Origin of the sequence: Lachnotalea sp. AF33-28, from assembly GCF_003477885.1 — a bacterium.
Taxonomy (GTDB): Bacteria; Bacillota; Clostridia; order Lachnospirales; family Lachnospiraceae; genus AF33-28.
On the sequence record NZ_QUEE01000003.1, the window covers coordinates 15,573 to 26,184 of the forward strand.

At 43.3% G+C, this 10,612-nt stretch carries 14 protein-coding genes and 2 pseudogenes; all 16 read right to left on the reverse strand.

Annotation, left to right across the window (positions count from 1 at the left end; genetic code table 11):
• Window positions 1-103 precede the first annotated feature (103 nt).
• The 16 genes and pseudogenes from DWZ56_RS04760 to DWZ56_RS04830 all read right to left on the reverse strand — a co-directional run bounded on the left by DWZ56_RS04760 (window position 104) and on the right by DWZ56_RS04830 (window position 10,441).
• A pseudogene (locus DWZ56_RS04760) lies at window positions 104-566 on the reverse strand (hypothetical protein).
• A gap of 63 nt (window positions 567-629) precedes the next feature.
• On the reverse strand, window positions 630-1,043 hold the full coding sequence (locus tag DWZ56_RS04765; protein WP_118555252.1) for a GNAT family N-acetyltransferase: 414 nt from the start codon (window positions 1,041-1,043) through the stop codon (window positions 630-632).
• Between the two features lie 126 nt (window positions 1,044-1,169).
• A pseudogene (locus DWZ56_RS04770) lies at window positions 1,170-1,589 on the reverse strand (flavodoxin family protein); the annotation flags it as partial.
• Between the two features lie 12 nt (window positions 1,590-1,601).
• Window positions 1,602-2,012: a DUF3788 domain-containing protein gene (locus DWZ56_RS04775; protein WP_118555253.1), complete on the reverse strand. Its 411-nt coding sequence runs from the start codon at window positions 2,010-2,012 to the stop codon at window positions 1,602-1,604.
• A gap of 67 nt (window positions 2,013-2,079) precedes the next feature.
• Complete coding sequence (locus DWZ56_RS04780) at window positions 2,080-2,904, reverse strand: nitroreductase family protein (protein ID WP_118555254.1); 825 nt, start codon at window positions 2,902-2,904, stop codon at window positions 2,080-2,082.
• Window positions 2,905-3,105: 201 nt separating this feature from the next.
• On the reverse strand, window positions 3,106-3,306 hold the full coding sequence (locus tag DWZ56_RS04785; protein ID WP_118555255.1) for a hypothetical protein: 201 nt from the start codon (window positions 3,304-3,306) through the stop codon (window positions 3,106-3,108).
• A 33-nt stretch (window positions 3,307-3,339) separates the two neighbouring features.
• Window positions 3,340-3,510 (reverse strand): hypothetical protein, encoded by a 171-nt coding sequence (locus DWZ56_RS22680; protein WP_158584449.1) that lies wholly within the window; start codon window positions 3,508-3,510, stop codon window positions 3,340-3,342.
• A gap of 51 nt (window positions 3,511-3,561) precedes the next feature.
• Window positions 3,562-3,876: a DUF3784 domain-containing protein gene (locus tag DWZ56_RS04790; RefSeq protein WP_118555256.1), complete on the reverse strand. Its 315-nt coding sequence runs from the start codon at window positions 3,874-3,876 to the stop codon at window positions 3,562-3,564.
• A gap of 172 nt (window positions 3,877-4,048) precedes the next feature.
• Entirely contained in the window at window positions 4,049-4,633 is a 585-nt protein-coding gene (locus DWZ56_RS04795) for a flavodoxin family protein (protein ID WP_118555257.1), read from the reverse strand.
• Window positions 4,634-4,706: 73 nt separating this feature from the next.
• Entirely contained in the window at window positions 4,707-5,168 is a 462-nt protein-coding gene (locus tag DWZ56_RS04800; protein ID WP_118555258.1) for a hypothetical protein, read from the reverse strand.
• A gap of 30 nt (window positions 5,169-5,198) precedes the next feature.
• Window positions 5,199-5,531, reverse strand: coding sequence for an Imm41 family immunity protein (locus DWZ56_RS04805; protein WP_118555259.1), 333 nt, complete (start codon window positions 5,529-5,531; stop codon window positions 5,199-5,201).
• A 96-nt stretch (window positions 5,532-5,627) separates the two neighbouring features.
• Window positions 5,628-5,855: a hypothetical protein gene (locus DWZ56_RS04810; RefSeq protein WP_118555260.1), complete on the reverse strand. Its 228-nt coding sequence runs from the start codon at window positions 5,853-5,855 to the stop codon at window positions 5,628-5,630.
• A gap of 49 nt (window positions 5,856-5,904) precedes the next feature.
• The gene (locus DWZ56_RS04815) at window positions 5,905-7,296 is read right to left on the reverse strand and encodes an MATE family efflux transporter (protein WP_118555261.1); all 1,392 of its coding nucleotides are present in this window, start codon (window positions 7,294-7,296) and stop codon (window positions 5,905-5,907) included.
• 71 nt (window positions 7,297-7,367) lie between these two features.
• Window positions 7,368-7,913, reverse strand: a complete 546-nt coding sequence (locus tag DWZ56_RS04820) for a dihydrofolate reductase family protein (protein ID WP_118555262.1) — start codon at window positions 7,911-7,913, stop codon at window positions 7,368-7,370.
• 48 nt (window positions 7,914-7,961) lie between these two features.
• Entirely contained in the window at window positions 7,962-9,170 is a 1,209-nt protein-coding gene (locus DWZ56_RS04825) for a DUF1266 domain-containing protein (protein WP_118555263.1), read from the reverse strand.
• Window positions 9,171-9,259: 89 nt separating this feature from the next.
• Complete coding sequence (locus tag DWZ56_RS04830) at window positions 9,260-10,441, reverse strand: helix-turn-helix domain-containing protein (RefSeq protein ID WP_118555264.1); 1,182 nt, start codon at window positions 10,439-10,441, stop codon at window positions 9,260-9,262.
• Window positions 10,442-10,612: the final 171 nt, after the last annotated feature.

Here is a 10,612-nt window from a genome sequence, read left to right on the forward strand (position 1 = left end):
TTTTCTGATACGTATGTATTTTATTCAAAATGTTTATCTAAAGCTCCTGTAAATTATTGTTTTCAGTTTGGTAAACTGGAAGTTGTAACATCGTGAACTGTGGTTATATGATACGTTCAGCATATATTTCTGCATTTATATACCATTCGCCATCATCTTTTACAGTAATGTTCTCCCAATGAAAGCGATTATCCTCTATACTAGTAAAAACCCACTTTCTTCTTACATCATTGACGAAAGTGAGTATTATCATGTCATCTTGTTTTTTTTGCCTCAAGTCGTATTATTTTTCCAGTATAACCGTAAGCTACATCCCATGCGTATGTGTCGGGATTATAGATACGCAACGATGTCCCATATTCATAATCAGGCAAAATGATAACATCTTGAACAGCCATTCCTTCAAGAACCCATGAGAAATGCCATTCACCTTTAATTGCAAGGGAATTGTTACCCTCAATATAGTTTATTGCCCAACTACCGATAAGTTTTCCAAAATAATTAAACTCGTCAGGTAATGCTGTGTTTTTACTCTCACTTGTTAATGCCTCGAAAAAATCTTGCATTGGTAATTCCTCCTATATAAATAAACTCTATTACAAATTCAATCAGCCCGACAAACTGGAATCTTATTTATGAATTACTTTTCTCATACCAGAGCCACAAAAATCATGAGGAATTAACTTAAACCCCATTTTTTGATAGAATGTTTCTTTCCCCTTTTCCGCAATTAGCTGTATACTGGAACGTCCGTTGATTGGCGTTTCGTCATCAACATATTTGATTATCATATTGATTATTTGACTTCCAACACCATTTTTTTGATAAGCAGGATGTACTATAATATCAACAATCATATAATACAGACCATCTCCTATCAATCTTCCCATGCCAATAGTTTGGTTATTTTCAACTGCTATTACTGTATATAAACTGCTGTTAAGTGCCTTTTGAGTCTGTTGCTCTGAAAAATTTAGCCAATTGACACTTTCTCTTAGTCTATAATAATCTTCGTAGCATAACATATTTTCTTTGTATTCCATGTGTTTTCTCCAACAATTCAAATTAATCTCTTGCTTATAAAATGGAATGTAAAACCATCTGAATAAGCAGAATTAAAATCACACCAATCCCACATACAGTAACTACCTGACAAGCTGGAATCTGAGCTATTCTCTATAAATATTTTTCCCAAAATTATAAGCTTCATTAAGATGGTTCGTTTTATCAATTTGTGGTTTTCCATTTGTATCTCCACAACCCCCAGCAAGCAACATTCCTTTATCATTGAATCCAATATAATTTATGATTGCAAATTTGTAATATGATACCGCTTGTTCATATGTCCAAAAGAAATTATCAGCTGATGTCATCAGTAAAGCAGCATCTTTTATTGGATATTTTTCATATCGACCTAAAGGAGGATCAGCATCCTCTTCTGCAATACAGTAAAATCTCTCAACAAATGCTTTTATTTTAGAAGACAGTGTCCAAAACAATAGCGGCGAAGCAAACACAATCAAATCTGACGATTTAATTTTAGGAATAAGTTCATTGAACCCATCCTTTTGCACACAAGGTTTTCCATATAACTTATCCGTTTATATACATTTGACCGATAAAAGCGTTTTAATATCATCAAACCGCTCCCTGCATGTGACGCGGTAGTGAATCCATCCGCCGTCACCACAGGGATACTTATGGTCGATCTGTTCCCGCGTACCCGTTTGCACCTGGCTGTATATGGATTCAAACTGCTTGTTTGATAATCTCATCATCACGGTAAATGCGTTCTCCTCGGCAAAAACGTGACAGATCAGCTTCTTATTTTTTCGATGGGCGATTCCCCAGCCGTATTGATTCCCATAGGGAAACGTGATTGCCTGCCCGGTTCCAAATGTGCCAGACAACCACTCATTCAGCTGTGTAAACAGATTCGCGCAGGCTCCACAATACGCTGTCATCTGCGCTATGGTCGGTTCCTCTTGTTTATTTAACATTCTCTCATACATACAATTCTCCTAATTTACGTTCACATTCACGCATTACACGCCAAATACGCCCATTTCCTGCAAATCGTTACCACTTATCATAATGGATCTTTCCCGGTTCCCAGCGGCCCCGTAATTCCTTTTCCTCATCAGGCCAGCCGAATGCGATCACCGCGACGGGTTCCAGTTTAGAGGGCAGCTCTAACGCAGCAATCATCCACTTCCGCCAATCAGAGTTTGATGCCACTCCGCACCAAACGCCTCCCAGCCCAAGGCCATGAATACCGAGCAGGATGTTCTGTGTGGCAGCAGCACAGTCCGCGTACAAAAACTCTTTCATTCCCTCTATATTCTTATCGCCACAGATGACGATGGCACCAGCAGCGGATCCAAGCATAGTCGCCTGTGAGTTTTGTGAGGCAAGTTCTGCCAGAAGCTGTCTGTTCCTTATAACGATGAAATGCCAGGGCCGCTTATTTTTTGCCGTAGGCGCATACATTCCACAGCAAAGCATTGCCGTGACCATATCGTCCCCGACGGGCCTTGAGGTAAACTTACGTATGCTTTGCCGCGTTTTTATTGCCGCCAGTACATCCATTCCGCTGCTGACAGCAACGGGCTCTTCCTGTTTCCTGCCGGCAGGTTCCAGCTCTTCGGAGGACATGGTGACATGCGCGTTCATGGTCCGTCCGTCAAATCCAATGGACATTTGTAACGTCTTATCTAAAACCATTAGAAACTTTCCGCCGCCGCGGGATAATAATTTACCGCGGTATGAGGTGCCGTTGATTGTTCCGCTTACATAGATCGTGCCCTTCGGTTTACAAAATCGTACCCTTGCATCGAACGGGATTTCAAGAAAGGTTCTTCTGCCTATATCATCCTTGTGAATTGGTGACTCAAATATTTCCATGATTTCTCCTTTCGATCCCGGCAAGCCTCTCTGTCGCCCAAAACAGACAATACTAATAGCAAATAGATAATCACTCTCTTTTTCGATTTATGTTAGTAGCTTATGTTAAAACAATATTGTTATCAATATTGGCGTGACCCAACCTTGGAAAAGACTTCAAGGAAAACAAATGAAATAATCAGCACTTGCCATATTGGTAATTTACTGCATACCGTATTTCTTGCTCTTAAACTTGTTAATAACAGTTCCCACGATTACACCTAATATAAGTCCAAATACTAAGCCGTAACACATAAATATTCCTATTTTCCCTTGAAAAATCCCTAAAACACAACCAGTTGCCAGCCCCAATATCATTCCTGTAAACATATATATAATGATTGATTTATTATCTTTATTCATAGTCTTTCTCCTCCACAACTTCCAAACTGAGACTTAATATTCTGTCTCTATGCAGCCGACTTGCGGGCAGCAATCTCCGCACAGACCAGCCTGGCAATATGCTACTCGTTCTATCAGTTTATTATTAAGCTCCTCGACAAACGCACGGTGTTCTGGTTCAACTGCCGATAGAAACTCTCTGAATGAAACTTTTTCATTTGCCATGATCTTTTCTCCTTAAATTCCATTTTTCCAGCCCCAACAACTGGAATTTATTTATTTCCTTTTTTCTATCACCACTGAACTTACAATCGCATAAATAATTGTTCCAATAGCAATGACAATAACAACAGGAAAAATCCAATCCTGTTTAAATAGTGCGTCAAGGGCATTTAGCGAAAAGATTATTCCAATTGACAAAAAAATAACGCCTGACTGCTTATAATGTGGTTTTTTGTTCATTCTTTTACGTTCTTCCTTTGATGCCCATAGATACGCATTGTTAAACAGAAATCCTTTCTCCATAAATTGTAAAACAGCAATCACAAATGCGATTATTGCTATAACAAAACAAATAATTCCTACCACCATTTCCTTTCACCTCTATAACTATCATATACCTCTCTTCAAGTGTCTTCATTCCCATCTTTCTGTAAAACGCATTATCCATCGTTGGTATTCTTTTCGAATTATTAAATCTTATATTCTATCATTTTCACCCCTGCGCCTTCAAATTCGTCTCCCCGACAAGCTGGAATCTGAGCTATTCTCTATAAATATTCTTCCCAAAATTATAAGCTTCATTAAGATGATTCGTTTTATCAATTTGTGGTTTTCCATTTGTATCTCCACACCCCCCAGCAAGCAACATTCCTTTATCATTGAATCCAATATAATTTATAATTGCAAATTTGTAATATGATACCGCTTGTTCATATGTCCAAAAGTAATTATCAGCTGATGTCATCAGTAAAGCAGCATCTTTTATTGGATATTTTTCATATCGTCCTAAAGGAGGATCAGCATCTTCTTCTGCAATACAGTAGAATCTCTCAATAAATGCTTTAATTTTAGAAGACAGTGTCCAAAACAATAGCGGCGAAGCAAACACAATCAAATCTGCTGATTTAATTTTAGGAATAAGTTCATTGAACCCATCCTTTTGCACACAAGGTTTTCCATAACGACAGGCATTACAGCCTATACACCCTTTTACCTCCGTTTTATTGAGTGAAATATTTTCCACAAAATTTCCAGTCTCTTTTGCACCCCGGATAAACGCATCTACTAATTGACTTGTATTACCATTAACTCGTCCGCCGCCTTGTATTACTAATATATTTTTCATCTTTTATACTACTCCTGCAAACTTCAAATTTCCCAACCTGATTAACTGGGATTTGTAACACTGTGAACTGTGGTTATATGATACGTTCAGCATAAATTTCTGCATTTATATACCATTCGCCATCATCTTTTACAGTAATATTTTCCCAATGAAAACGATTATCCTCTATATTAGTAAAAACCCACTTTCTTCTTTCATCATTGACGAAAGTGAGCATTATCATGTCATCTTGTTTTTTTGCCTCAAGTCGTATTATTTTTCCAGTATAACCATAAGCTACATCCCATGCGTGTGTGTCGGGATTATAGATACGCAACGATGTCCCATATTCATAATCAGGCAGAATAATAACATCTTGAATAGCCATTCCTTCAAGGACCCATGAGAAATGCCATTCACCTTTCATTGCAAGGGAATTGTTACTCTCAATATAGTTTATTGCCCAACTACCGATAAGTTTTCCAAAATAATTAAACTCGTCAGGTAATGCTGTGTTTTTCCTCTCACTTGTTAATGCTTCGAAAAAATCTTTCATTGGTAATTCCTCCTATATAAATAAGCTCTATTACAAATAAAAACAGCTTGTAACGATACGCTCCAAAACATCCAGTTTTTCCTGATAGTTACTGGGCAAGTTTGAAATCCGGCTCAAATCACTGGGATCGAAATGGTAAATGATATGTCTTAAAACCTGCCCATAGATAAAACAAATTTGGGCGGAAACCTCTTCATCATGTAAATGAACATGGCATAAAGACGATATACAGCTGCACAATTCGGCAAATGCCTTTTCATGAAAAAAGTTTTCCTCATGTAAATAATATAGAAAGCTATTGTCCTTTGCTTCAAAGTTGTCTTGCAACACTTTTAGATATTCCATGACGATAATCCCTTTCATTCGCCTTGTCCGCCAAATACGATGTTACTGATCAGATAATATTCACCCGCCATAATAGTAGGTAATGCCAGCTATTCCATTCAAAACTTTGGTTTATCAGTCCATCTTCCAGCGAATTATAATTTTTATGATCACACAGATTATTAATACAATCATCAAGGCCATACCGGCAATCTGGATCCCGGTATACCATGGAGCAGACTGCATAGCATACAAATCAGGATGATTTTTATAATCAAAATATTTATACACAGCCCCTCCGATAAATACACAGGTGAATGTACCCATAAGTATGTTTATAAAGTTGTTAATCTTTTTAAGCATTTTTCTCTCCCCTTGCAAAATATATCTGATTTAGAATCCGATCCGTACTTCATTCCGCCTCCGCTATACCGGAGTGTTCCTCCCGTGTAAGATTTTTCAGCCACAGGTATTTCTTATACCGGGGATACAGCCAGGGCAGTTTCACGATTTCGTCCGCACACATCAGGATATATACTACAATCACCGGCCAGTTAAACACGAAAGTACCAAGCAATGCCAGCGGCAGCGCAAAGCACCAGGTCGCGAAAAATACGCTGACCGCATCGTATCTGGCATCGCCTCCAGCCGGGAAAATCCCACAGACGATGACCGTATTGACCGAATAGGCAAAAACATAAAACGCGCTGAAGATCAGCATGATAACCAGATAGTGCTTTGCAGTTTCCGACAGTGTAAAGAACTCCGTCACAACAGGGCCGAGGATACAGAGAAGCGCCATATGGATACCGCCGGTCCAAAAGGAGATATGGCAGAATTTCCTTCCATATTCTCTGGCTTTGTCAAAGAGTCTCTGACCGAGAAGCTTCCCAAGCATGATTCCCGCACCTGCGGAAATCCCCTTGCAGATACAGGTTATGAGCTCCTGCGCTACAGAAGCAATGGACGCGGCTGCTGTGGCGTCAGAACCCAGGTGCCCCATAATCAGCGAGTGCATGGAAAATCCGAATCCCCATGCAAGCGAACTGCCGAGCATGGGCAGCGCGATTTTAAATAAATCTTTAGTTACATCGGCCGAAAACCACCGGAATCCCTGCATGTCGGGGCGGATGCTTTCCCCACGGTGGGATTGTGCGATACACCAGATGAGCGCAACCAATTCCACAGCAACCGTAGAATAGGCTGAGCCGTTTGCCCCGAGTTTCGGCACGCCCGCAATACCGTATATCAGGAAAAAATCAAGTACGACGTCCGTAATGAGGGTGACAACGGAAATCAAAACACTCCTTGTTGCTTTCCCTTCCAGTTTCATCATAAGATAATAACACTGCGTGATGCCGCTAAACAGATAGGAAATGCCTACCGCACGAAGATAGGAGGCTCCGATTTCAATTAAGGCAGCGTCCGGCGTATAAATGCGCATCAAAATCTCCGGCGTAAACAGTGCCAGCATTGAAAAAACAAAGGAGATTCCAAATGCCCATTTCATGAGCATACAGAACAGGTTTTTCACCATGATCCGGTCGCCTTTTCCCCAATATTGAGCGAGCAGCGCACCGCCGCCGCCAACCACAGCACCGCTGAACAGGTTCATGATAAACGCGATTTGATTCGCCAGCGAAACCGCAGAAACCGCATCCTGCGTCAGACGGCCCAGCATCAGCGCATCCGATGCGCCAATCAGGGCGACCAGAAGGTTCTGTAACCCGATTGGCACGGCAAAGGATAGCAGCTCTTTGTAAAAATCGTTTTTTTCTATTGGCCTTATTGAACGCTTTAACATCGTATTAATACCTCATGATCGAATTATTTAAAGTAAAATATTTCATAAGCTGCTGTTGTCAGCGTCCCCTTTCAACAGCCAGGAATTTGCCTCCGCTCATATACTAAATCCGTAATTCCGTTATAACTTTTAGTCTGAAGCAATCTAAGCTTTATTTCTTTCCCGGATGTATCAAACAGACGGATACCGTCTCCTAAAATAGTCGGGATGACATTTATATAGTATTTATCGATCAGGTCATTTTGGATGAGCTGGTTTACGATGGATGCGCCCCCGCAGATCCAGATATTTTTGCCTGCCTGGGCTTTTAACCTGGTAATCAATTGAACGGGATTCTCCCGGGTAAACTTGATACGTTCCGTTGGCTGCTTCGGATGATGCGTGATGATATAACTGGTAAGATCGGGATACATCCACTCATCGGGGGATAATTCTGTCACAAGCTGTTCATAGGTGTTCGCCCCCATAATGACCGTATCAATATCCCTGATAAACTCTGCATAGGATGCCATGTCATTTTCTCCGGATTTTTCACCCCCAAGCCACCCTACGCCGCCATTTACATCCGCAATATATCCATCAAGACTCATCGCAATAAACAGTATAATTTTTCTCATTTCTTTGAATCCCGCCTCTCTGATCCCGCTTACTGAAATAATTCCTTTTTAAAATCCGATTCTGCGCCTTTCCGGCCAGGGGCACGCTTTCCACTGCCCGCCGTCCTGCTCCTCGCCGCCGGTCAGCAGATCCACAGCCGCATCCGCGATATAACTTAAATAGGTTTCAGCATCGCTGTCGCCGCACAGCAGTTTCCACATCAGCCCTCCGAACAGATAAGATTGGGCGAACTCCCTCCAGCTGTGCATCTCGTCTTTTACGCGCCGGGTCAGATCCCACAGGATGCCTTCCGCCTCGCCTCTGGTAAGCCAGCCCAGATAGCAGCCCCAGCGGGCAAGCATGGCGGCCCGGCCGATATCCCATCCCAGCATGAATTCCGGCGCATACCTGTCCTTAAAATGCTGCGCGAACCGCCATCCCCGGCAGACGGAAGCGCACTCCTCTTCATCCGTTTCCCCAGCCAGCAGTTCTTCCGGCGAAGATGCCTCACAGTACATCCTGTACCGCATCACATACCCCTCTTCGGTCAGATAGCGGATGGTGTCCAGCAGGCCCCCGCGGCCGTCGATGCCCCAGGACCGGCGCACCACTGAAGCCACCTGCTGCTCCAGAACGGGAATGTGTTCTTCCACATCCATGGAGTCCAAGTCATGCCCATTTAGAAAGGATACAATGCCGGACAGCAGGATGCCGAACTGCGCCCACCTCGGGTCATCTCCGGAATACGGAACAGGTTCCGGTTCCGGCATCGCGCCAATCTGTGCCATTTTCACCTCTGCAATCCGATAAAGTTCCTGTTCGTCCTCCAGATCCAGTTCTTCCTCTTCTTCGTCTTCGTCCTCATCCTCCTCCATTGCAAGCGTTTCCAACGCCGCCGAAATGACCCCCATATCTTCGCCGAAGAGTTTTTCCATCATGCCGTCCACGCTCATGGAAGCGTATTGGGATACCTGCCTCTCCACTTCCTGACGCATCTGCTCTTCTGAGTACGCCATCTGCGCAAGGCCGTCCGGCCCAAGCATCTGCCCCAGGATTTCCACCTGACGCTGCCCGCCTGCGGCCTGCTGCTCTGCTGTCTGCTGCTCTGCTTCCCGCTGTTTTTCCTCCTTAGCCTTCTCCCGCTCTTCCTTCTCTTTCGCTTCAGCATCAGCTTTTTTTGCGATCTCTTCGCTCCTTTTAAACATATCATCCATAGCACTCTGTGTCTGTTCGTTCACCTGTTGAATGTGTTTCATAATCTCATCGTAATCAAACATATCCTTCTCCTTTGCCATAGTCTGCCGTTTTTATTTTATTATCTACTATCATACTGTAAACCGGATATAACCGCAATACGGCAAAATCGTTAATGCATCTTTCTCTGACTCCGGTATGCGCCCGGTGTGATTCCCGTGTGCTTTCTAAAAGCATTTTGGAAGTGGCTTTGGGATGAAAATCCAAGATAAGCCGCAATCTGCTCCAGTGATTTATCGCTTATCTCCAGCAGGCGCTTTGCCTCATTAAGCTTGAGAGCCGTCACATAACTTCCGACGCTCATCCCGGTCCGCTCCTGAAACAGAGAGCACAGATAGGTGCGGTTGAGTCCAAGCTCATGGGAGAGCTCTTCTGTGGTTACCCGCCTGTCAATATGCTGAAAAATATAATCCCTCGCCCGGCGGATGCGGGGATCATTCTTTTCTCCGCAGGTAGCATCTGCCACCCGCCGGGTAAAATCCCGAACCATTGCGACCTGCAGCCCCATCACCTCCTGACAGGTCTTCAGCAGTTCCACCTTCTGAATGTAGACATCGCTTAATGAAAAGGCGGATTCCCGATCCAGGCCTCCCCGTATGGCTGCTCTTGTAACCAGGGCTGCAGTGCATATAAACAGGTTTTTCTGCTGCCTGATGGCATCGTTAGCCATGATCCCTGCCCGCCCCACCGGCGGCGATGCTATCATGGCTGACAGATCCTCCACTCGTCCGTGTTCTACAATAGAAAGCAATAACTGCTCCAGTTCGTAAGTATTATGTACAAATCCGTACTGCTGCTTTGCCGGAGATGACGTTTCCCCGCCGGGAATTAAGGGCAGCGCCTCATCTGTCAGAAGATCCTTGACGTTTAACTTCTCATCATTTATAAAGTAATTTAATGTACAAAGGATCTGCAGAAAATTCCGTAAGGGATAGGTTGGAATGGACTGCATATACTCCATCAATTCCCTGGCCCGGCCGGGCGCTTCACCCATGGAGCGGAGAATCTCGCACGCTGCGGCCCGGTCAGGATTCACCTGGGCCACAGGCCCCATCACAAGGCTCACAGGCGCATGTTTCATGCGGAACAGGCCATAAAACAGAAATGTATCCGTCATATGATAACTTACATTTCCCGGATTTTCAAAGATGCGCTTTTCCTCCAGAACCGCCGGATCCGGTGTAAAATCGCTGTGATGATACAGTCCTGCCAGACGGCCCTCCCGATAAATACGCACCGGAACCCCGGACAGGCTCGCCAGTGCGTTCGCCATATACTCATAGTCCACTTCCATTCAGCTCCTCCTCTAATAAAAACGGATCACGCTCACAAGACAATTTATTTCATAGATCCAGCTCTCCTGCACAATAAAATATACTGCAGATTATAGTATGAACCAGACAAATTTGCAAGACATACAGGGGCTGTTTTGCTACAATATTTACAAATAAATCAAACCGATAAT

Coding starts and splice junctions, on each gene's coding strand:
- DWZ56_RS22680 (WP_158584449.1), bottom strand. CDS start 3,510: ATGGCAAATGAAAAAGTTTCATTCAGAGAGTTTCTATCGGCAGTTGAA.
- DWZ56_RS04810 (WP_118555260.1), bottom strand. CDS start 5,855: ATGCTTAAAAAGATTAACAACTTTATAAACATACTTATGGGTACATTC.
- DWZ56_RS04765 (WP_118555252.1), bottom strand. CDS start 1,043: ATGGAATACAAAGAAAATATGTTATGCTACGAAGATTATTATAGACTA.
- DWZ56_RS04815 (WP_118555261.1), bottom strand. CDS start 7,296: ATGTTAAAGCGTTCAATAAGGCCAATAGAAAAAAACGATTTTTACAAA.
- DWZ56_RS04820 (WP_118555262.1), bottom strand. CDS start 7,913: ATGAGAAAAATTATACTGTTTATTGCGATGAGTCTTGATGGATATATT.
- DWZ56_RS04790 (WP_118555256.1), bottom strand. CDS start 3,876: ATGGTGGTAGGAATTATTTGTTTTGTTATAGCAATAATCGCATTTGTG.
- DWZ56_RS04785 (WP_118555255.1), bottom strand. CDS start 3,306: ATGAATAAAGATAATAAATCAATCATTATATATATGTTTACAGGAATG.
- DWZ56_RS04775 (WP_118555253.1), bottom strand. CDS start 2,012: ATGTATGAGAGAATGTTAAATAAACAAGAGGAACCGACCATAGCGCAG.
- DWZ56_RS04780 (WP_118555254.1), bottom strand. CDS start 2,904: ATGGAAATATTTGAGTCACCAATTCACAAGGATGATATAGGCAGAAGA.
- DWZ56_RS04795 (WP_118555257.1), bottom strand. CDS start 4,633: ATGAAAAATATATTAGTAATACAAGGCGGCGGACGAGTTAATGGTAAT.
- DWZ56_RS04800 (WP_118555258.1), bottom strand. CDS start 5,168: ATGAAAGATTTTTTCGAAGCATTAACAAGTGAGAGGAAAAACACAGCA.
- DWZ56_RS04830 (WP_118555264.1), bottom strand. CDS start 10,441: ATGGAAGTGGACTATGAGTATATGGCGAACGCACTGGCGAGCCTGTCC.
- DWZ56_RS04805 (WP_118555259.1), bottom strand. CDS start 5,531: ATGAAAGGGATTATCGTCATGGAATATCTAAAAGTGTTGCAAGACAAC.
- DWZ56_RS04825 (WP_118555263.1), bottom strand. CDS start 9,170: ATGTTTGATTACGATGAGATTATGAAACACATTCAACAGGTGAACGAA.